The 21,759-nt window shown below is 65.0% G+C and carries 19 protein-coding genes; 16 read left to right on the top strand and 3 right to left on the bottom strand.

The window, feature by feature from the left end; genetic code table 11:
• The first annotated feature begins 14 nt into the window (after positions 1-14).
• From arcC to AC0Z2B_RS02650, 11 genes are all read left to right on the top strand, one after another.
• Positions 15-944: a carbamate kinase gene (gene arcC, locus AC0Z2B_RS02600; protein WP_416422652.1), complete on the top strand. Its 930-nt coding sequence runs from the start codon at positions 15-17 to the stop codon at positions 942-944.
• 60 nt (positions 945-1,004) lie between these two features.
• On the top strand, positions 1,005-1,376 hold the full coding sequence (locus AC0Z2B_RS02605) for a DUF5064 family protein (RefSeq protein WP_476294996.1): 372 nt from the start codon (positions 1,005-1,007) through the stop codon (positions 1,374-1,376).
• Between the two features lie 116 nt (positions 1,377-1,492).
• Positions 1,493-1,894, top strand: a complete 402-nt coding sequence (locus AC0Z2B_RS02610) for an MbcA/ParS/Xre antitoxin family protein (protein ID WP_416422650.1) — start codon at positions 1,493-1,495, stop codon at positions 1,892-1,894.
• The gene (locus tag AC0Z2B_RS02615) at positions 1,894-2,574 is read left to right on the top strand and encodes an RES family NAD+ phosphorylase (RefSeq protein ID WP_476294997.1); all 681 of its coding nucleotides are present in this window, start codon (positions 1,894-1,896) and stop codon (positions 2,572-2,574) included. Before AC0Z2B_RS02610 ends, AC0Z2B_RS02615 begins: the two co-directional genes overlap by 1 nt.
• A 526-nt stretch (positions 2,575-3,100) precedes the next feature.
• Positions 3,101-4,609 (top strand): sigma-54-dependent transcriptional regulator, encoded by a 1,509-nt coding sequence (locus tag AC0Z2B_RS02620; protein ID WP_476294998.1) that lies wholly within the window; start codon positions 3,101-3,103, stop codon positions 4,607-4,609.
• Between the two features lie 288 nt (positions 4,610-4,897).
• Complete coding sequence (gcvH, locus tag AC0Z2B_RS02625) at positions 4,898-5,275, top strand: glycine cleavage system protein GcvH (protein ID WP_416422647.1); 378 nt, start codon at positions 4,898-4,900, stop codon at positions 5,273-5,275.
• 9 nt (positions 5,276-5,284) lie between these two features.
• Positions 5,285-8,131 (top strand): aminomethyl-transferring glycine dehydrogenase, encoded by a 2,847-nt coding sequence (gcvP, locus tag AC0Z2B_RS02630; protein WP_476294999.1) that lies wholly within the window; start codon positions 5,285-5,287, stop codon positions 8,129-8,131.
• A 169-nt stretch (positions 8,132-8,300) separates the two neighbouring features.
• A complete protein-coding gene (locus AC0Z2B_RS02635; protein WP_476295000.1) occupies positions 8,301-9,677 on the top strand; it encodes an L-serine ammonia-lyase in 1,377 nt (458 codons plus the stop codon).
• A 28-nt stretch (positions 9,678-9,705) separates the two neighbouring features.
• A complete protein-coding gene (gcvT, locus tag AC0Z2B_RS02640; protein WP_476295002.1) occupies positions 9,706-10,827 on the top strand; it encodes a glycine cleavage system aminomethyltransferase GcvT in 1,122 nt (373 codons plus the stop codon).
• 371 nt (positions 10,828-11,198) lie between these two features.
• Positions 11,199-11,411, top strand: coding sequence for a cold-shock protein (locus AC0Z2B_RS02645; RefSeq protein WP_007931076.1), 213 nt, complete (start codon positions 11,199-11,201; stop codon positions 11,409-11,411).
• A gap of 89 nt (positions 11,412-11,500) precedes the next feature.
• Positions 11,501-11,986 (top strand): RDD family protein, encoded by a 486-nt coding sequence (locus AC0Z2B_RS02650; protein ID WP_476295004.1) that lies wholly within the window; start codon positions 11,501-11,503, stop codon positions 11,984-11,986.
• A 50-nt stretch (positions 11,987-12,036) separates the two neighbouring features.
• Here AC0Z2B_RS02650 and lptG read toward each other — a convergent pair whose 3' ends face one another.
• On the bottom strand, positions 12,037-13,098 hold the full coding sequence (lptG, locus tag AC0Z2B_RS02655) for an LPS export ABC transporter permease LptG (protein ID WP_476295005.1): 1,062 nt from the start codon (positions 13,096-13,098) through the stop codon (positions 12,037-12,039).
• On the bottom strand, positions 13,091-14,206 hold the full coding sequence (gene lptF, locus AC0Z2B_RS02660) for an LPS export ABC transporter permease LptF (RefSeq protein ID WP_476295007.1): 1,116 nt from the start codon (positions 14,204-14,206) through the stop codon (positions 13,091-13,093). The genes lptG and lptF overlap by 8 nt, the downstream gene beginning before the upstream one ends.
• Positions 14,207-14,507: 301 nt before the next feature.
• Between lptF and AC0Z2B_RS02665 the strand changes: the two genes are divergently transcribed.
• The 5 genes from AC0Z2B_RS02665 (at position 14,508) to rlmF (ending at position 20,979) form a co-directional block, all read left to right on the top strand.
• On the top strand, positions 14,508-15,998 hold the full coding sequence (locus AC0Z2B_RS02665) for a leucyl aminopeptidase (protein WP_473005473.1): 1,491 nt from the start codon (positions 14,508-14,510) through the stop codon (positions 15,996-15,998).
• Positions 15,999-16,089: 91 nt separating this feature from the next.
• A complete protein-coding gene (locus AC0Z2B_RS02670; RefSeq protein ID WP_476295008.1) occupies positions 16,090-16,518 on the top strand; it encodes a DNA polymerase III subunit chi in 429 nt (142 codons plus the stop codon).
• 7 nt (positions 16,519-16,525) lie between these two features.
• Positions 16,526-16,915 carry a DNA polymerase III subunit chi gene (locus AC0Z2B_RS02675; RefSeq protein WP_473005472.1) on the top strand — a complete coding sequence of 130 codons (390 nt, stop codon included), beginning with the start codon at positions 16,526-16,528 and terminating at the stop codon, positions 16,913-16,915.
• Between the two features lie 179 nt (positions 16,916-17,094).
• A complete protein-coding gene (locus AC0Z2B_RS02680) occupies positions 17,095-19,941 on the top strand; it encodes a valine--tRNA ligase (protein ID WP_476295009.1) in 2,847 nt (948 codons plus the stop codon).
• A gap of 99 nt (positions 19,942-20,040) precedes the next feature.
• Positions 20,041-20,979: a 23S rRNA (adenine(1618)-N(6))-methyltransferase RlmF gene (gene rlmF, locus AC0Z2B_RS02685; protein ID WP_476295011.1), complete on the top strand. Its 939-nt coding sequence runs from the start codon at positions 20,041-20,043 to the stop codon at positions 20,977-20,979.
• Positions 20,980-21,116: 137 nt separating this feature from the next.
• Here the strand turns inward: rlmF and AC0Z2B_RS02690 are convergent, their stop codons facing one another.
• Positions 21,117-21,398, bottom strand: a complete 282-nt coding sequence (locus AC0Z2B_RS02690; protein WP_416422635.1) for an HU family DNA-binding protein — start codon at positions 21,396-21,398, stop codon at positions 21,117-21,119.
• Positions 21,399-21,759: the final 361 nt, after the last annotated feature.

Below are 21,759 nucleotides of genomic sequence, written 5' to 3' on the forward strand. Positions count from 1 at the left end.
GAGAGGAATTCTCCATGCGTATCGTCGTTGCACTGGGCGGTAACGCCCTTCTGCGGCGTGGTGAACCCATGACCGCCGACAATCAGCGCGCCAATATTCGCATCGCTACCGAGCAGATCGCCAAAATAGCCCCTGGCAACGAACTGGTGGTGGCCCACGGCAATGGCCCCCAGGTGGGCCTGCTGTCGCTGCAGGCTGCGGCCTACACGTCTGTCACGCCCTACCCCCTGGACGTGCTGGGCGCCGAGACCGAGGGCATGATCGGCTACATGATCGAGCAGGAACTGGGCAACCTGCTGGACTTCGAAGTGCCGTTCGCCACCTTGCTCACCCAGGTGGAAGTGGACCGCAACGACCCGGCGTTCCAGCACCCCACCAAGCCCATCGGCCCGGTGTATTCCAAGGAAGAGGCCGAGCGCCTGGCGGCGGAAAAAGGCTGGAGCATTGCCGCCGATGGCGACAAGTTCCGCCGCGTGGTGGCCAGCCCCAAACCCAAGCGCATCTTCGAAATCCGCCCCATCAAGTGGCTGCTGGAGAAAGGCAGCATCGTCATCTGCGCCGGTGGCGGCGGCATCCCCACCTTGTACGGCGAAGGCCGCAAGCTGCAGGGGGTGGAAGCGGTGATCGACAAGGACCTGTGCTCGGCGCTGCTGGCCGAGCAACTGGACGCCGACCTGCTGGTGATCGCCACCGACGTGCAGGCTGCGTTCATCGACTGGGGCAAGCCCACCCAGCAAGCCATCGCCCAGGCGCACCCTGACGCCCTGGAACAGCTGGGCTTCGCCGCCGGGTCCATGGGGCCCAAGGTGCAGGCAGCCTGCGAATTCGCGCGCAATACCGGCAAAGTAGCGGTGATCGGCTCCCTGGCCGACATCGACGCCATCGTCCAGGGCAGCGCCGGCACCCGCATCAGCACTGCCACGCCGGGCATCCGCTACCCGTAGTCGAACCAGAGGATGGGCCCCAGGGTCTATCCTCTACTTTTTCCGTGAAGGAGCCCCGCCATGGCCCAGTTCGAACCCGGTCACCTGCACATCCAGCGCACCGCGCTGCAACCCACCGACTTCAGCTACGACATCAAGCTCGACTACCAGGTGCTGCACGAGGCCAGCCGCGGCAAATACGTACAGTTCGACGTCGAAGGCCACATTAACGACAAGACCTTCAAGGACCAATTCGAACTGGGCAAGGACGACTGGTACAACTTCGCCAGCGCCGCCGACCACATCGCCCGCAAGAACGGCCTGCCCACCACCAGCGTGTTGTCACTGTCGATGCACAGCCATTACGACGCGGTGTTCGAGGACATTCGCAGCAAGATTGGCGCGCAGTCGGGGGATGCGGTGTCGCCTAAGCATCTTGACCCCTATGGTTGATTGAGAAACGCCTGACAAGAATCTGGTACCTTGGCTTAATCCGAATATGAATCATCTGATTCAATTAATTCGTATCGGGAGTATGATTGTTTCACCCGTCATATTCGGAGAAGACCATGACCTCCTCGGCCCCGTTGAAACATCCTGCCAGCGATAACGCTGAAATGGGTCGAGTGGCGCTTACGTTCTTCTTCAACCTGATGGAGCACTGGCAATGCACGGCCGACCAGCAAAGGGTGCTGCTGGGCAGCATCGGCAACACCACCTACTTCAATTGGAAAAAACGCCCAACCGTGCGGCTGCCCCATGACACCCTGGAGCGTATTTCCTACCTGATGGGTATTCACAAAGCCCTGCGCATTCTGTTCAGCAACCAACCGGAACGCAGCTATGAATGGCCCCGGCTGGCGAATTCGGCAGCGCCGTTCAACGGTCGCTCCGCGTTGGACTACATGTTGGGTGGGCGCGTAGTGGACCTGGCTGATGTGCGGCGCTACCTCGACGCAGTGCGCGGTTGATGGCCTCCCCTGTGCTGCCTGATTGGGACCAGGCCTTTCGCATCGTCAACAGCGCCTTCCCGCCCATCAGCGTTTTCGAGGACACCCTCGACCCTGCAGACCTGGAAACTGCGTTTCTGATCGAGGGGCTGACCAACGATCGCTTGTGTGATGAAGCGGGGCAAATCCAGCGTGTACCCCCGCAGGACCGAATGTGCGGCCCAGGGTCCACGCCAGTCATGGCGGCGTTCACCCATATCGGCCGGGCGAGCCGCTACACCGATGGAAGTTTTGGCGTTTACTACTGCGCCAATGCGATTGAGGCGGCGATCGCCGAGACTCGCCATCACCAGGAAGCGTTCTGGCGCGCCACCGCGCAAGACAACATCGAGGTGACCATACGGACTTACATCAACAAGGTCACCAAACCCCTGGTCGATGTGAGAGACCGCAAGGACTTTCACTCCAGGGATGCGTCAAGCTATCCCGCGACCCAGGCTTTCGCCCGTCAGCAAAGGGATGAACAGGCATGGGGGCTGCTCTACCGCAGCGTACGTTCACCCCAACACGAATGCGTGGCAGCCCTGCGACCACCAGCACTATCTCCCACCACCCAAGGCCCACATTTCCGTTACTGCTGGGACGGCAAATCGCAAACCTTCAGCCACGTCCTCGAAATCCGAGAGTTCCCCAACCCGTAGCAGCGGCCGCTGGCCGCGTCCGCAGCCGCCACGCACTCCCAGGCATACCCCGCGGCAGCGGCTACGTAGGTTCGGTGTAGCCGCTGCCGCAGGCTGCGCTGGCCCTTTTTCTATACTGAAAATCTTCAGTGCACGCCGGGACCAGCGCAGCCTGGCGGCAGCGGCTACAGCAATCGTGCACACCCCACCCGTAGCAGCGGCCACAGGCCGCGTCCGCAGCCGCCACGCACTCCCAGACATACCCCGCGGCAGCGGCTACGTAGGTTCGGTGTAGCCGCTGCCGCAGGCTGCGCTGGCCCTTTTTCTACACTGAAAATCTTCAGTGCACGCCGGGACCCGCGCAGCCTGACGGCAGCGGCTACAGCAATCGTGCACACCGCACCCGTAACAGCGGCCACAGGCCGCGTCCCCTGCGCCAGGCATCAAGTACGTCCGGACGCAGCCTTCGGCAGCTGCTACGGGGTGCGCGAAGCAGGCCAGACAAGGCATACTCGCCCTCCCTGCTGTCCAGATTCCCTGCCTGCCCATGCGCATTCACGTCAGTTTCATCGATCGAGTCGGTATCACCCAGGAAGTCCTCGCCCTGCTGGGGGCGCGCAATCTCAACCTCGATGCCGTGGAGATGGTGCCGCCCAACGTCTACATCGATGCCCCGACGCTGAGCCCCAAGGTGCTGGACGAGCTGCGCGAGGCGCTGCTGAGCGTGCGCGGCGTGCAGAACGTCAGCGTGGTGGACATTCTTCCCGGCCAGCGCCGGCACCTGCAGCTGGACGCGCTGCTGGCGGCCATGACCGACCCGGTGCTGGCCCTGGACAGCGCCGGCAACGTGCTGCTGGCCAACCCGGCGCTGATCAGCCTGTATGGTCGGGAGCCTGCGGGCGAGTCGGTGACCGAGCTGTTCCGCGACCCCAACCTGCTCGACACCCTGCTGGACCAGGGTTTCCGCCTGCCGCTGCGCGAAGTCAGCGTCAACGGCGAGACCCTGCTGCTGGACGCCACGCCCATCACCGACGCCGGCGCCCTTCTCACCCTGTACCCGCCCAACCGCATCGGCGAGCGCCTGGCGGCCCTGCACCACGACCACGCCGAAGGTTTCGATTCGCTGCTGGGCGATTCGCCGCCGATTCGTACCCTCAAGGCCCGCGCCCAGCGCGTGGCGGCACTGGACGCACCGCTGCTGATCCAAGGCGAGACCGGCACCGGCAAGGAGCTGGTGGCGCGTGCCTGCCACGCCATCAGCGCGCGCCACAGCGCACCGTTCCTGGCGCTGAACTGCGCGGCCTTGCCGGAGAACCTCGCTGAAAGCGAGCTGTTCGGCTATGCCCCCGGCGCCTTCACCGGCGCCCAGCGCGGCGGCAAGCCGGGGCTGATGGAGCTGGCGCACCAGGGCACGGTGTTTCTCGACGAAATTGGCGAGATGTCGCCGTACCTGCAAGCCAAGCTCCTGCGTTTCCTCAACGACGGCAGCTTCCGCCGGGTAGGCGGCGACAAGGAAGTGAAGGTCAACGTGCGCATCCTCAGCGCCACCCACCGCGACCTGGAGAAGATGGTCAGCGAGGGCGCGTTCCGCGAAGACCTGTTCTACCGCCTCAACGTGCTCAACCTCGACGTGCCGCCCCTGCGCGAACGCGGCCAGGACATCCTGCTGCTGGCGCGCTCGTTCATGCAGCAGGCTTGCACGCAGATCCAGCGCCCCATCTGCCGCCTGGCGCCGGCCACCTACCCGGCGCTGCTGGGCAACCGCTGGCCGGGCAACGTGCGCCAGCTGCAGAACGTGATCTTCCGCGCGGCGGCCATCTGCGAAGGCTCGCTGGTGGACATCGGCGACCTGGACATCGCCGGCACCGCAGTGGCGCGGCACACCAGCGACGGCGAGGTGAACAGCCTGGAGCAAGCCGTGGGCGATTTCGAAAAGGCCCTGCTGGAAAAGCTGTACGCCAGCTTCCCCTCGACCCGCCAGCTGGCCACCCGCCTGCAAACCTCACACACGGCTATCGCCCACCGCCTGCGCAAGTACGGCATCGGCGGCAAATGAAACATGGAATGATATCGTTACGTCGTACCGATATCATTCCACTTCGTTTCAGGTGCCCATTCCCAAGGGCCTGATCCCCCAAGGCTTTTTTTCTCCGGCGGCCCCGTAGCGATTTCGCTACACCTGCAATTCGCCAAACTTCCCCCGAACCCGCTAAAACCCTGATTTCAAAGGCCAAAACCAAGGTTGGCAACGAACTTGCTATGTAACCGGCAGACCCCGTCCGGTGCCCTGCCCCGGACACATCCATTGCGTAGGCCAGCCGTCATCTGGCCCCGAGGAGTTTCCATGAGCGAGTTGCGTTTTACTGTCGAACACGAATGGCTGCGCGTTGAAGCGGACGGTAGCGTTACGGTCGGCATTACCCCCTTTGCCCAGAACGCCCTGGGTGACGTGGTGTTCGTGCAATTGCCGGAACTGACCACCTACGCCAAGGATGCCGAAGTCTCGGTGCTGGAATCGGTGAAGGCCGCCAGCAGCATCAACATGCCGCTGGACGGCGAAGTGGTTGAAGTGAACAACGAACTCGACGCCAGCCCCGAGCTGGTCAACGAAGACGCCCTGGGCGCCGGCTGGTTCTTCCGCTTCATCCCGGCTGACGCCAGCCAGGTGGGCGAGCTGCTGGACCAGCAGGCCTACGACAACCTGATCGCCGCCCAGGCCTGAGGATTCACGATGACCACTGCGCTGACCACCACCAACGAATTCATCGCCCGTCACATCGGCCCGCGCGCCGCCGACGAGCAGGCCATGCTGGCCACCCTGGGCTATGACAACCTCGACGCGCTGACCGCCAGCGTCATCCCCGACAGCATCAAGGGCACCAGCGTGCTCGACCTCCCGGCCGGCCAGGGTGAAGCCGAGGCACTGGCCGCCATCAAGGCCATCGCCGCGCAGAACCAGCTGTTCAAGACCTACATCGGCCAGGGCTACTACAACTGCCACACCCCGGCGCCGATCCTGCGCAACCTGCTGGAAAACCCGGCCTGGTACACCGCCTACACCCCGTACCAGCCGGAAATTTCCCAGGGCCGCCTGGAAGCGCTGCTGAACTTCCAGACCCTGATCAGCGACCTCACCGGCCTGCCGATCGCCAATGCCTCGCTGCTGGACGAAGCCACCGCCGCCGCCGAAGCCATGACCTTCTGCAAGCGCCTGAGCAAGAACAAGGGCAGCCACCGGTTCTTCGCCTCCGCCCATTGCCACCCGCAAACCCTGGACGTGCTGCGCACCCGTGCCGAGCCCCTGGGCATTGAAGTGGTAGTGGCCGACGAGGCCCAACTGGATGACGTCAGCGAGTACTTCGGCGCGCTGCTGCAGTACCCGGCCAGCAACGGCGACATCTTCGACTACCGCGAGCTGGTGGAGCGCTTCCACGCCGCCAACGCCCTGGTAGCCGTGGCCGCCGACCTGCTGGCCCTGACCCTGCTGACCCCGCCGGGCGAGTTCGGCGCCGACGTGGCCATCGGCAGCGCCCAGCGCTTCGGCGTGCCGCTGGGCTTCGGTGGCCCGCACGCGGCCTACTTCTCGACCCGCGACGCGTTCAAGCGCGACATGCCCGGCCGCCTGGTGGGCGTGTCCATCGACCGCCACGGCAAGACCGCTTTGCGCCTGGCCATGCAAACCCGCGAGCAACACATCCGCCGCGAGAAGGCCACCAGCAACATCTGCACCGCCCAGGTGCTGCTGGCCAACATCGCCAGCATGTACGCCGTGTACCACGGCCCGGCCGGCCTGGTGCAGATTGCCCGCCGCACCCACAGCCTGACCGCCATCCTGGCCCAGGGCCTGGCCGCCATGGGCGTCACCGTCGAGCAGCAGCACTTCTTCGACACCCTGACCCTGGCCACCGGCAGCGCCACCGCCGAACTGCACGCCAAGGCCCGTGCCGCCGGCCTGAACCTGCGGGAAATCGACGCCCAGCGCCTGGGCCTGTCGCTGGACGAGACCACTCGCCAGGCCGACGTCGAAGCCCTCTGGGCACTGTTCCCAGGCCAGCAACCAGCGTTCGACGCCCTGGCTGCCAGCGTTGCCGAAGCCCTGCCCGCCAGCCTGCTGCGCCAGTCGCCGATCCTCGCCCACGAAGTGTTCAACCGCTACCACTCCGAAACCGAGCTGATGCGCTACCTGCGCAAGCTGGCCGACAAGGACCTGGCGCTGGACCGCACCATGATCCCGCTGGGCTCGTGCACCATGAAGCTCAACGCCGCCAGCGAGATGATCCCCATCACCTGGCCGGAATTCGGCAGCCTGCACCCCTTCGCCCCGGCCGAGCAGAGCAAGGGCTACCAACTGCTGACCGACGAGCTGGAAAGCATGCTGTGCAAGGCCACCGGCTATGACGCCGTGTCGCTGCAGCCCAACGCCGGCTCCCAGGGCGAGTACGCCGGCCTGCTGGCCATTCGCGCCTACCACCACAGCCGTGGTGACGAGCGTCGCGACATCTGCCTGATTCCGTCGTCGGCCCACGGCACCAACCCCGCCACCGCCCACATGGCCGGCATGCGCGTGGTAGTGACCGCCTGCGACGAACGCGGCAACGTCGACATCGAAGACCTGCGCGCCAAGGCCATCGAGCACCGTGAGCGCCTGGCCGCGATCATGATCACCTACCCGTCCACCCACGGCGTGTTCGAGGAAGGCATTCGCGAGATCTGCGCCATCGTCCACGACAACGGCGGCCAGGTGTACATCGACGGCGCCAACATGAACGCCATGGTCGGCCTGTGTGCCCCGGGCAAGTTCGGCGGCGACGTCTCGCACCTGAACCTGCACAAGACCTTCTGCATTCCCCACGGCGGTGGCGGCCCGGGCGTCGGCCCGATCGGCGTGAAGTCGCACCTGGCACCGTTCATGCCCGGCCACGGCACCATGGCGCGCAAGGAAGGCGCGGTCTGCGCCGCACCGTTCGGCAGCGCCTCGATTCTGCCGATCACCTGGATGTACATCCGCATGATGGGCGGCGAAGGCCTCAAACGCGCCTCGCAGCTGGCCATCCTCAACGCCAACTACATCTCGCGCCGCCTGGAAGAGCACTATCCTGTGTTGTACACCGGCAGCAATGGCCTGGTGGCCCACGAGTGCATCCTCGACCTGCGCCCGTTGAAGGACAGCAGCGGCATCAGCGTCGACGACGTGGCCAAGCGCCTGATCGACTTCGGCTTCCACGCCCCGACCATGTCGTTCCCGGTGGCCGGCACGCTGATGATCGAACCGACCGAAAGCGAATCCAAGGCTGAACTGGACCGCTTCTGCGACGCCATGATCCGCATCCGCGAAGAGATTCGCGCGGTGGAAAGCGGCGCCCTGGACAAGGACGACAACCCGCTGAAGAACGCGCCGCACACCGCTGCCGAACTGGTGGGCGAGTGGACCCACGCCTACAGCCGCGAACAGGCGGTGTACCCGCTGGCCTCGCTGGTGGAAAGCAAGTACTGGCCGCCGGTCGGGCGCGTGGACAACGTGTTTGGCGACCGCAACCTGGTGTGTGCCTGCCCGTCGATCGAGGCGTATCAGGATTAAGCCTGGCTCCTTTGGCATCGGCTACAGCGCAACCCTGTAGCCGCTGCCGCCAGGCTGCGCTGGCCTGCATGGCCACTGGAGATCTTCAGTGCCCTCAAGGGCCAGCGCAGCCTACGGCAGCGGTTACGCTGCGTTGGCGCCGAATCGAAGCAGTCTTTGGAGCACGTCCATGTCTTTAAGCGTTTTCGACCTCTTCAAGATCGGCATCGGCCCCTCCAGTTCCCACACGGTGGGACCCATGCGCGCCGCCGCGCGCTTCGTCGAGGGCCTGCGCCGCGACGACCTTCTGCTGGCCACCGCCACCGTCAAGGCCGAGCTGTACGGCTCGCTGGGCGCCACCGGCAAGGGCCACGGCAGCGACAAGGCGGTGCTACTGGGCCTTGAAGGCTCGCACCCCGACAGCGTCGACACCGGAACCGTGGACGCCCGCCTGCAGGCTATCCGCGCCAGCGGGCGCCTCAACCTGCTGGGCGAACACAGCATCGCCTTCGTCGAAAAACAGCACCTGGCGATGATCCGCAAACCCCTGCCCTTCCACCCCAACGGCATGATCTTCCGTGCCCTGGACGAACACGGCCTGGAGATTCGCAGCCGCGAGTACTACTCGGTGGGCGGTGGCTTCGTGGTGGACGAAGGCGCGGCGGGTGCCGACCGCATTGTCGAAGACACCACGGTGCTGCCCTTCCCGTTCAAGACCGGCAAGGAACTGCTGGCCCATTGCGCGGCGCAGGGCATGACCATCAGCCAGCTGATGCTGGCCAATGAAAGCGCCTGGCGCCCGGAAGCCGAGACCCGCTCCGGCCTGCTGAACATCTGGCAGGTGATGCAGGACTGCGTCGAGGCCGGTTGCCGCAACGAAGGCATCCTGCCCGGCGGGCTGAAGGTCAAGCGCCGTGCCGCGGCGCTGTACCGGCAGCTGTGCAAGAACCCCGAGGCCGCCCTGCGCGACGCGCTGTCGGTGCTGGACTGGGTCAACCTCTACGCCCTGGCGGTGAACGAGGAAAACGCCTTCGGTGGCCGCGTGGTCACCGCGCCCACCAACGGCGCGGCCGGCATCGTGCCGGCGGTGCTGCATTACTACATGCGCTTCGTGCCCGGTGCCAACGAGGACGGCGTGGTGCGCTTCCTGCTCACCGCCGCCGCCATCGGCATCCTGTACAAGGAAAACGCCTCCATTTCCGGCGCCGAGGTGGGCTGCCAGGGTGAGGTCGGCGTGGCTTGCTCCATGGCTGCCGGCGCCCTGTGCGAGGTGATGGGCGGCAGCGTGCAGCAGGTCGAGAACGCCGCCGAAATCGGCATGGAACACAACCTGGGCCTGACCTGCGACCCCATCGGCGGCCTGGTGCAGGTGCCCTGCATCGAGCGCAACGCCATGGGCTCGGTGAAGGCCATCAACGCCGTGCGCATGGCCCTGCGCGGCGACGGCGTGCACTACGTGTCGCTGGACAAGGTCATCCGCACCATGCGCCAGACCGGCGCCGACATGAAAAGCAAATACAAAGAGACCGCCCGTGGCGGCCTGGCCGTCAACATCATCGAGTGTTGAGGCACCCTTTCGAATTCAGGAGTCAACGATGTCCGAAGCACTGCAACACACCCCGCTGCACGCCCTGCACCTGGAACTGGGTGCCCGCATGGTGCCCTTCGCCGGCTACGACATGCCGGTGCAATACCCGCTGGGCGTGATGAAGGAACACCTGCACAGCCGCGAGCAGGCCGGCCTGTTCGACGTGTCGCACATGGGCCAGATCCGCCTGGTGGGCAGCGACGCCGCCAAGGCTCTGGAAACCCTGGTGCCGGTGGACATCGTCGACCTGCCCGTGGGCATGCAGCGCTACGCCATGTTCACCAACCAGCAGGGCGGCATCCTCGACGACCTGATGGTCGCCAACCTGGGCGACGACACACTGTTCCTGGTGGTCAACGCCGCCTGCAAGGACCAGGACCTGGCCCACCTGCGCGCGCACATCGGCGACCGCTGCCAGATCCAGCCGCTGTTCGAGGAACGCGCCCTGCTGGCCCTGCAAGGCCCTGTTGCGGTCACCGTGCTGGCGCGCCTGGCGCCACAGGTGGCGCAGATGACTTTCATGCAGTTTGCCCCGGTGCAATTGCTGGGCGTGGACTGCTACGTCAGCCGCTCGGGCTACACCGGTGAAGACGGCTTCGAGATCTCGGTGCCGGCCGCCAGTGCCGAGGCCCTGGCGCGCCGCCTGCTGGCCGAACCGGAAGTGGCCGCCATCGGCCTGGGGGCACGCGACTCGCTGCGCCTGGAAGCCGGCCTGTGCCTGTACGGCCACGACATGAACGAGCAGACCACGCCTATCGAGGCCAGCCTGCTGTGGGCCATCTCCAAGGCCCGCCGCGCCGACGGCGCCCGTGCCGGTGGCTTCCCTGGCGCCGAGGCGATCTTCGCCCAGCAACAGGCTGGCGTGGCCCGCAAGCGCGTGGGCCTGCTGCCCCAGGAACGCACGCCCGTGCGCGAAGGCGCCGAGATCGTCGATGCCAGCGGCGCCATCATCGGCACCGTGTGCAGCGGCGGCTTTGGCCCTACCCTGGGCGGCCCGGTAGCCATGGGCTATGTGGACAGCGCCCACGCGGCGCTGGACACCCCGGTGTGGGCCATCGTGCGTGGCAAGAACGTGGCCATGAAGGTCAGCAAGATGCCGTTCGTGCCGCAGCGCTACTACCGCGGCTGAGGGGCCGGCAATGACAGCTCAGGGCGAGCTGTCATTTTGCCGCAACGTGCAGGGTGTTCTATTCGATTTCGAACTGGCGTTAGACCATTCGAAAATACCTGAATGAAAGAGTCGGAAACCCCCGTAGGAAAAGGCTCGAACGGTCGTAAAAAAGGTGAAAAACCTGCGTGGCTCAGGGCTTGTTTTTCTGGCTGAAGTTAGCGTAGAGTTTCCTCACTGTGTTTGCATGGGTCGCTATGGTTCGTGACCTGGGCAGTAGCTCTGAGTATTGCTACAACCCGTTCGACGTCTCTTACTTTCCTGCAACCAGCCCAGTATCTCTTTCACCTGAAAGAAGCTGTCATCAATTCAAGTTCCAAGGAAATAAGAAAATGTCCCAACGTCAGAGCGGTACCGTCAAGTGGTTTAACGACGAGAAAGGTTTTGGTTTTATCACTCCAGAAAGCGGTCCGGATCTGTTCGTGCACTTCCGCGCTATCCAGGGCAACGGCTTCAAGAGCCTGAAAGAAGGCCAAAAAGTGACTTTCATCGCCGTTCAAGGCCAGAAAGGCATGCAAGCTGACGAAGTACAAGCCGAAGGCTGATTCGTCTAGTTGCGCAAAAAGCCCCTGCCGGGAACGCCAGGGGCTTTTTTGTGCCCGCGATTTGCTCGCACCCACACGGAGAGCCAAGGATGACCCGACGACTGACCCCGCAAGGCGACTTCGCCCCCGCCGCCTTTGGCCGGCGCATGGCGGCCGTGCTGTACGACTTCCTGCTGTGCATCGCGCTGCTGATGGTGACCACGCTGGTGTACAAGCTGATCATGATGGCGTTCATCGGCGAGGCACGCCTGCGGGCGCTGTCGGAGTCCGGCGCGCTGGACGGCGACCCGTTCCTGTCGACGCTGCTGTTCTGCGCCCTGTTCGCCTTCTTCGCCAAGTTCTGGATGCACGCCGGGCAGACCCTGGGCATGCAGGTGTGGGGCGTGCGCGTGCAGAACGCCGACGGCACGGCCATCAGCCTGTGGCAGGCGCTGCTGCGCTTCATCGTCGCCATTGGCTCGTGGCTGTGCTTTGGCGCCGGGTTCTGGTGGGCCCTGGTGGACAAGCAGAAGCGTGGCTGGCATGACCTGTATTCAGGCACGCAGCTGGTGCATATCCCCAAGAAGGCCCGTTGATGGGCACAAAAAAACCGACCCGAGGGTCGGTTTTTTCATGAGGCGAAGGCTTACCCCGCGCGGCGCAGCAGCCACCAGCCCACCGCCGCACACACCAGCGACGGGATGACCACCGCCAGCAGCGGCGGGAAGCCGAACACCAGGCTCGACGGGCCCAGCAGGTCCTGGACGATGCGGAAGGTGAAGCCCACCAGCACGCCAGTGAACACACGCTGGCCCAGGGTTACCGAACGCAGCGGGCCGAAGATGAACGAGATCGCCATCAGCACCAGCGCCGCAGTCACCAGCGGCTGCAGGATCTTGGTCCAGAACGCCAGCCAGTAGGTGGAGTTGCGCAGGCCCTGGTCCGACAGGTAGTGAATGTAGCTCCACAGCCCGGTGATGGACAGCGATTCGGGGGCCATCACCACGGTGCTCAGCAGCTGCGGCGTGACGGTCACGTCCCACTGTTCGGTGGGGTTGCTGATGACCTCGGTCCGGTCGTCATGGAACACCGTGGTGGCCACGTCGGTGAGGTTCCAGTGGCCATCGGCGTACTGGGCCTTCTTGGCGAAGCTGGCGGTCTTGATGTGGCGCTCGCTGTCGAAGGTGTAGCGGGTCACGCCATACAACAGGCCGGCAGGCTGCACGGTGTTGATGTGGATGAACTGCTCGCCCTCGCGATGCCACAGGCCGTGGCGGCCGCTTTGCGCGTCGCCGATGCCCTGGGCCAGCGAGCGGTCGGCCTGGGCCTTGGCCTCGGTGACCGGGGCGATGTATTCGCCCACCAGCAGGCCGCAGACCATCAGCACCAGCATGGGCTTCATCACCGCCCAGACGATGCGCGACACCGACACGCCGGCAGCGCGCATGATGGTCAGCTCGCTGTTGCTGGCCAGGGTACCCAGGCCGATCAGGCAGCCGATCAGCGCGGCCATCGGCAGCATGTCGTAGAGCCGGCGTGGTGCGGTCAGCAACACGAACCAGGCCACGTCGGCGAGGCCGTAGGTGGGGCTGATGTCGCTCATCTCGTCGATGAAGGCGAACAGCGTGGCCAGGCCGAGGATAACCCCCAGCACGGCGAGGATTGCCATCAGCACGCTGCTGCCGATGTACCGGTCGAGCTTAACCATGGGCCACCTCCGTCGCCGCGCGACGGCTGGCCAGCTTCAGGCGCAGCGGTTCCCAGTACATCAGCGCCAGGCCGATGGCCAGGAACAGCCCGTGCACCCACCACAGGCCCAGGGCGGAATGGATCTTGCCTTTTTCCAGGGCACCACGCGCCGAGATCAGGATGGTCAGGTAGGCCATATACAGGAGAATCGCCGGCAGCAGTTTGAGGAAGCGGCCCTGGCGCGGGTTGACCCGGGCCAGCGGCACGGCCATCAGGGTGACGATGAACACCAGCAACGGCAGCGACAGGCGCCATTGCAGTTCGGCAGGGTCGTTGACCTCGCCGGAGAACAGCTTGGCGCTGGGGATGGCGTCGCGGTCGGTGACTTCTTCACTGACCTCGGGCTTGGGCAGCATCACGCCGTAGGTGTCGTACTTGATGGCACGGTAGTCGGCCTGGCCGGGGATGCCGTCGTAGCGGTAGCCGTTGGTCAGGATCAGGTAGCGGCTGCCGTCGGGGTGGCGGTCCTGGCGGCCCTTCTCGCCCAGCAGCAGGGTGATGCCGCGGTCCTTGGCGTCCTGGCCCAGGCGCTTCTGCGAGATGAACACGCCGCCCAGGTTGATGCGGTCGTCGCTCATGCTCTCGGTGTAGGTCACCCGGCTTTCGTCACGCAGGGCCTGGAAGCGGCCAGGTTCGAGGGTGTCGAACTCGGTCATGGCGTCCTGCTGGTTGAGCACCATGGAGAACTGCTGCGCGCCCAGGGGCGCCAGGCTCAGGCTCAGCCAGGCGACGATGACGGCCACTACCGCGGCAGGTGCCATGGTCATGGCCAGCAGGCGCTGCTGGCTCATGCCGGTGGCCGCCAGCACGGTCATCTCGCTTTCCAGGTACAGCCTGCCGTAGGCCAGCAGGATGCCCAGGAACAGGCCCAGGGGCAGGATCAACTGCAGGAAGCCCGGCAGGCGGTAGCCCATGATGAGGAACAGCACGCCTGGGTCCAGGGCGCCGGAAGCGGCCTGGGCCAGGTACTTGACGAAGCGCCCGCTCATGATGATCACCAGCAGGACCGCGCTGACGGCACTGAGGGTGAGCATGACTTCGCGGGACAGATAACGGAAGACGATCAAACCGGACACTCCAGGGTTGTCAGGCTCAGACGGCCGAACAAGGGATACATAGCTGACACTTCTACGGGTGGATTCGCACCAGGCGAACCGGAAAAAAGTTGGCGCATTATCCTGTGATTGGGCCTGCCTGTCACTTCGCGTGCATACCCAGTTACGCAAAGCCTGCGCGAAGGGTTGTCAGGCTCCGTCGGCAGGGCTCAAACTGGGGACTTTGACCCGGCCCGCCACGGGCAGTGCCGGGGGCTGTATTCGCACGGCCAACGCTGCCGTGCACACCAATAGATCATTAGGGGACCCGGAAATGGAACTGGTTGTAAAAAGCACAAGCGCCGAAAGCCTGAAGACCGCGACCCTGGTCGTCGCCGTGGGCGAAGGCCGCACCCTGGGTACCGTCGGCAAGCAGGTCGACGAGCTGAGCAGCGGCGCCCTGACCGCCGTGCTCAAGCGTGGCGACCTGGCCGGCAAGCCGGGCCAGACCCTGCTGCTGCACAACCTGCCGGGCCTCAAGGCCGAGCGCGTGCTGCTGGTAGGCACCGGCGCCGACGAACTGCTGGGCGACCGCGCCTGGCGCAAGCTGGGCGCCGCCGTGCTGGGCGCGCTCAAGGGCCTGGGCGGCAGCGACGCCGTGCTGGCACTGGACGAGCTGGGCGTGAAAGGCCGTGACGCCTACGGCAAGACGCGCCTGCTGGCCGAGACCCTGCTGGACGGCGAATACGTGTTCGACCGCTTCAAGAGCAAGAAGGCCGAGCCCCGCGCCCTGAAGAAGATCACCCTGGTGACCGACAAGGCCAGCCAGGCTGACGTCGAGCGCGCCGTGACCCACGCCAGCGCCATCGCCGCCGGCATGAGCTTCACCCGCGACCTGGGCAACCTGCCGCCAAACATCTGCCACCCAAGCTACCTGGCCGAGCAGGCCAAGGAGCTGGGCAAGGAACACAAGAACCTCAAGGTCGAGATCCACGACGAGAAGAAGCTCAAGGAACTGGGCATGGGCGCCTTCATGGCCGTGGCCCAGGGCAGCGAGCAGCCACCGCGCCTGATCGTGCTCAACTACCAGGGCGCCAAGAAATCCGAGAAGCCCCACGTGCTGGTGGGCAAGGGCATCACCTTCGACACCGGTGGCATCAGCATCAAGCCGGCCGCCGGCATGGACGAGATGAAGTACGACATGTGCGGCGCCGCCAGCGTGTTCGGCACCCTGCGCGCCGTGCTGGAGCTCAAGCTGCCGATCAACCTGGTGTGCCTGCTGGCCTGCGCCGAGAACATGCCGAGCGGCGGCGCTACCCGCCCTGGCGACATCGTCAGCACCATGAGCGGCCAGACCGTGGAAATCCTCAACACCGACGCCGAAGGCCGCCTGGTGCTGTGCGACACCCTGACCTACGCCGAGCGCTTCAAGCCGGCTTCGGTGATCGACATCGCCACCCTGACCGGCGCCTGCATGGTCGCCCTGGGCGCCCACACCTCGGGCCTGATGGGCAACAACGAGGAACTGGTGGCCCAACTGCTGGAAGCCGGCCAGCAGGCCGACGACCGCGCCTGGCAGCTGCCGCTGTTCGATGAGTACCAGGAACAGCTGGACTCGCCGTTCGCCGACATCGCCAACATCGGTGGCCCGAAAGGCGGCGCCATCACCGCTGGTTGCTTCCTGTCGCGCTTCGCCAAGAGCTACCCCTGGGCGCACCTGGACATCGCCGGCACCGCCTGGGTCAGCGGCGGCAAGGACAAGGGCGCCAGTGGCCGCCCAGTGCCCCTGCTGACCCAGTACCTGCTGGACCGCGCTGGCGCGTGATGCCCCTGACGCGGCCTGGCGCCCGCTGCTACGCACCTCCGTGTAGCTGCGGCCGCCAGGCCGCGTCACCAGCGCCGCACATGGACCCAACATGACCAAAGTCGACTTCTACATTTTGCCCAGCCCGCTGCCCGCAGCGCGCCTGGACTTCGCCTGCAAGCTGGTGGAAAAGGCCTGGCGCCTGGGCCACCGGGTGTACCTGCACTGCAGCGACGCCGAGCAGCGCGAGCAACTCGACGCCCGCCTGTGGGCCTTCAAGGGCGAAAGCTTCGTGCCCCACAGCCTGGCAGAACAAGACCCGGACGCCGTCATCGTCCTGGGCCTTGCCGACGCACCCGCCAGCCACCAGGACCTGCTGGTGAACCTGGACCTCAAGGTACCGGCCTTCGCCGGCCGCTTCGCCCGCGTGGCCGAGGTGGTGGTCGAAGACCCTGCTATTCGTCAGGCCGCACGGGAGAGTTTCCGTTTCTACCGTGAACAGGGCTATCCTCTGCAAGATCACCGCTTACAGCGACTCTGAGCCAACGATGGACACTGCAAACAAGCTGCCCAAGTCCGTGCACCTGCTGGACGACCTCGAGTCGATCCGCAAGCTGCTCGGCGATGACACCCTGCAACCGCCGCTGCTGACCGACACCGTGGTCAGCGCCGAACAGATCCCGCTGCTCTTCGACCAGCTCGAAGCCCAGCAACGCGCCGAGGCCCAGGCCCAGGCCGCACCACCCGAGCCGCCGCCCGCCCCCGAGCCGGCCACCCCCGCGCAGAACCGCCAGGACACCCTGCTGCACCTGGACGCCGAACTGCGCGCCGCCGCGCAATTGATCATGCAGGACGTGATCGACGACTTCGCGCCGCACATCGAGACCGAGATCAAGCGCCGCCTGGAAGCGCGCATGGAACGGCTGCTCAACCCGTAACGCTGCCATGCCGTAGCCGCTGCCGCAGGCTGCGCTGGCCCTCTACCTCGCTGAAGATCTCCAGCGCACTCAGGGGCCAGCGCAGGCTGCGGCAGCGGCTACATGCCTACCGATCCCGGCCTATCCCCGTTATACTAATCGGCTTTCCTGAATAAATGCCTATTAGGGTCCCGCCGAGCATGGATAAGACCTACCAGCCGCACGCCATTGAAACTTCCTGGTACCAGACCTGGGAGTCCGAGAACTATTTCGCTCCGCAAGGCGCGGGCGACTCGTACACCATCATGATCCCGCCGCCGAACGTCACCGGCAGCCTGCACATGGGCCATGGTTTCAACAACGCGATCATGGACGCCCTGATCCGTTTCCGCCGCATGCAGGGTCGCAACACCCTGTGGCAGCCGGGCACCGACCACGCCGGTATCGCCACCCAGATGCTGGTGGAGCGCCAGCTCGAAGCCCAGGGCCAGAACCGTCATGACCTGGGCCGCGAGAAGTTCCTGGAGAAAGTCTGGGAATGGAAGGACCAGTCGGGTGGCAACATCAGCCGCCAGATCCGCCGCCTGGGCTCGTCCGTGGACTGGAGCCGCGAGCGCTTCACCATGGACGACGGCCTGTCGGAAGCGGTGAAGGAAGCCTTCGTGCGCCTGCACGAAGACGGCCTGATCTACCGCGGCAAGCGCCTGGTCAACTGGGACACCAAGCTGCACACGGCGATTTCCGACCTGGAAGTGGAGAACCACGACGAGAAAGGCTCGCTGTGGAACCTGCGCTACCCGCTGGCCGACGGCGCCAAGACCGCCGAGGGCCTGGATTACCTGATCGTCGCTACCACTCGTCCGGAAACCATGCTGGGTGACGCGGCCGTGGCCGTGAACCCGAACGATCCGCGCTACCAGGCCCTGATCGGCAAGTTCGTCGAGCTGCCGCTGGTTGGCCGCCGCATCCCGATCATCGCCGACGACTACTGCGACCCTGAGTTCGGCACCGGCTGCGTGAAGATCACCCCGGCCCACGATTTCAACGACTACGAAGTCGGCAAGCGCCACAACCTGCCGCTGCTGAACATCTTCGACAAGAACGCCAACGTGCTGCCGGCTGCCCAGGTGTTCAACCTGGACGGCACGCTGAACGACAGCGTCGACGGCACCCTGCCGGCCGAATACGCCGGCCTGGACCGCTTCGAGGCGCGCAAGCAGATCGTCGCTGCCTTCGACGCCGCCGGCCTGCTGGTGAGCGTCGACGACCATGCGCTGAAAGTGCCGAAGGGCGACCGCTCGGGCACCATCATCGAGCCGTGGCTGACCGACCAGTGGTACGTGTCCACCAAGCCGCTGGCCGAGCCTGCGATCGCCGCCGTGGAAGACGGCCGCATCCAGTTCGTGCCCAAGCAGTACGAAAACATGTACTTCTCGTGGATGCGTGACATCCAGGACTGGTGCATCAGCCGCCAGCTGTGGTGGGGCCACCGCATTCCAGCCTGGTACGACGAGTCCGGCAAGGTCTACGTGGGCCGCAGCGAAGAAGAAGTGCGCGCCAAGCACGGCCTGGGCGCCGACGTGGTCCTAAACCAGGACAACGACGTGCTCGACACCTGGTTCAGTTCGGGCCTGTGGACCTTCTCCACCCTGGGCTGGCCGGAACAGACCGAGTTCCTGAAGAAATTCCACTCCACCGACGTGCTGGTCACCGGCTTCGACATCATCTTCTTCTGGGTCGCCCGGATGATCATGCTGACCATGCACCTGGTGAAAGACCCGGACGGCACCCCGCAGGTACCGTTCAAGACCGTCTACGTGCACGGCCTGGTGCGTGATGGCCAGGGCCAGAAGATGTCCAAGTCCAAGGGCAACGTGCTCGACCCGCTGGACATCATCGACGGCATCGAGCTGGAAGCCCTGGTGCAGAAGCGCACCAACGGCCTGATGCAGCCCAAACTGGCGAAGAAGATCGAGAAGCAGACCCGCGACGAGTTCGCCGACGGCATCGCCAGCTACGGCACCGACGCCCTGCGCTTCACCTTCTGCTCGCTGGCGTCCACCGGCCGCGACATCAAGTTCGACATGGGCCGCGTGGAAGGCTACCGCAACTTCTGCAACAAGATCTGGAACGCCACCCGCTACGTGCTGGACAAGGGCGAGGACTGCGGCCAGAACGGCGAGGCCTACGAGCTGTCCCTGGCGGACCGCTGGATCATCTCGCAGCTGCAGCGCACCGAAGCCGAAGTGACCCGCCAGCTGGACCAGTTCCGCTTCGACCTGGCCGCCCAGGCCCTGTACGAGTTCATCTGGAACCAGTACTGCGACTGGTACCTGGAGCTGTCCAAGCCTGTGCTGTGGGACGAGAACGCCCCGGTGGAGCGCCAGCGCGGCACCCGTCGCACCCTGGTGCGCGTGCTGGAAGTAGCCATGCGCCTGGCGCACCCGTTCATGCCGTTCATCACCGAGGAAATCTGGCAGCGCCTGGCGCCGCTGGTCGGTGCCGAGGGCAAGACCATCATGCTGCAACCTTGGCCAGTGGCCAACGAAGCACGCATCGACGAGGCCGCAGAGCAGGACATCGAGTGGCTGAAGGGCCTGATGCTGGGCGTGCGCAACATCCGTGGCGAAATGAACATCGGCCCGGGCAAGCCCCTGGCGCTGTTCCTGAAGAACGCCAGCGCCGAAGACAAGCGCCGCCTGGTCGAGAACGAAGCCCTGCTGAAGAAGCTGGCCAAGCTCGAAGCCATCACCGTGCTGGACGCCGGCGCCGAAGCCCCCCTGAGCGCCACCGCGCTGGTGGGCGAGCTGGAAGTGCTGGTGCCCATGGCCGGCCTGATCGACAAGGACGCTGAACTTGCGCGCCTGGACAAGGAAATCCAGCGCCTGCAGGGTGAAGTGGCCCGCGTGGGTGGCAAGCTGTCCAACGCCGCCTTCGTCGACAAGGCACCGCCTGCGGTGATCGACAAGGAGCGCGCGAAGATGGCCGAGGCCGAGCAAGCCCTGAGCAAGCTGGCCGAGCAGCACGCGCGCATCGCCAGCCTGTAAACCCTCCGGCGGCCCCATCGCGACCAAGGTCGGCTCCTACCCTGTAGGAGCCGACCTTGGTCGCGATGGGGCCAGCACGGACAACGGAAGTTTCCCCTCATGTCCGCCCCCAGCAAGCCCACCTTCCACCCCCGCAACCGCCATCAAGGCCGTTACGACTTCCCGCAACTGATCAAGAGCAGCCCCGAGCTTGGCCAGTACGTGATCCTCAACCCCTATGGCAAGGAAAGCATCGACTTCGCCAACCCGGCGGCGGTCAAGGTGTTCAACCGTGCCCTGCTCAAGGCCCTGTACGGCATCCAGCACTGGACGATCCCGGAGGGCTACCTGTGCCCGCCCATTCCCGGGCGCGCCGACTACATACACGCTGCAGCCGACCTGCTGGCCGAAACCAACGGTGGCGAGATTCCCCGTGGCAGCTCGGTGCGCGCGCTGGACATCGGCACGGGTGCCAACTGCATCTACCCGCTGCTGGGCCACAGCGACTACCGCTGGCAGTTCACCGGCTCCGACATCGACAGCGTGGCCCTGGCGTCGGCCAAGGCCATCGTGCAGGCCAACAAGCTGGACAAGGGCATCAGCCTGCGCCAGCAGGGCAACCCGAAGCACATCCTCACCGGGCTGCTGAAGCCTGACGAGCGCTTCGACCTGACCCTGTGCAACCCGCCCTTCCACGCCTCGCTGGAAGAAGCCACCCGCGGCAGCCAACGCAAATGGCGCGCCCTGGGCAAGGCCGACCCCAAGCGCAAGCTGCCGGTGCTGAACTTCGGTGGCCAGAGCAACGAGTTGTGGTGCGAGGGCGGCGAGATCCGGTTCGTTACCCAACTGATCAACGAGAGCGTGGCAGTGGGCCAACAGGTGCTGTGGTTCAGCACCCTGGTGTCCAAGGCCTCGAACCTGCCACCGATCCAGTTGGCGCTGAAAAAGGCCGGCGCGCTGCAGGTGCAGGTGGTTGAAATGGGCCAGGGGCAGAAGCAAAGCCGCTTCGTGGCCTGGACCTTCCAGACCGACGCCCAGCAGCAAACCTGGTACCCGTAGCAGCTGCCGAAGGCTGCGTCCGGGGCCACCGCGGTGCCCAGGACGCGGCCTGGCGGCCGCTGCTACGGGGATTGCGGGCACAAAAAAGCCGTGACCGGGTTGCCCCGGTCACGGCTTTTTCATGACGGGTTACAAGATTACTTGTTAACCGAATCAGTCAGCACTTTGGCTGGAACAAACTTGACGACTTTCTTGGCAGCGATTTCGATCGGTGCGCCAGTCGAAGGGTTACGGCCGGTACGAGCTGGACGCTCGGAGATTTTCAGCTTGCCAATGCCTGGCAGGGTGATTTCGCTGCCATTTTCCAGCTGGTCGGCAACGATCTGGCCCAGTTGCTCGAGAGCATTGCGCGCGGTGGTTTTCGGCGCGTCGATGGCTTCAGCGATGTCGGCGATCAGTTGGTCTTTGGTCAATGCCATGGTGGTGTTCCTTCCCTATCAAATTCAGTTGGATTGCAGAGTGCAACATCAGTCAAAAACGCCGTAACCCCTGGGGTTCGGCAATCGGTCTACAGTCACGCCAATCGCGAATGTAGATGCACAAATCGGTATTTGGTTCGACCTGACGGCAGCTATCTGCGGGCGATGCGCCCTTGTGGAGCGCAAGACCGGGCAAAACTAGCACACAGAAACAGAAATATCCGCCTCTACCTGGCCATTTGTTCAGGTTTATCACTGGTTTGGTTGAAAAATAGACAAAAGTCTCTAAATCACAGGCTGAAACGGCCCAGCCGGGCCGCCAAACCCCCAGTTGCGTTACACTTGGCGCCTTTGCGCACGG

Source organism: Pseudomonas sp. GYB4201 (assembly GCF_056312595.1).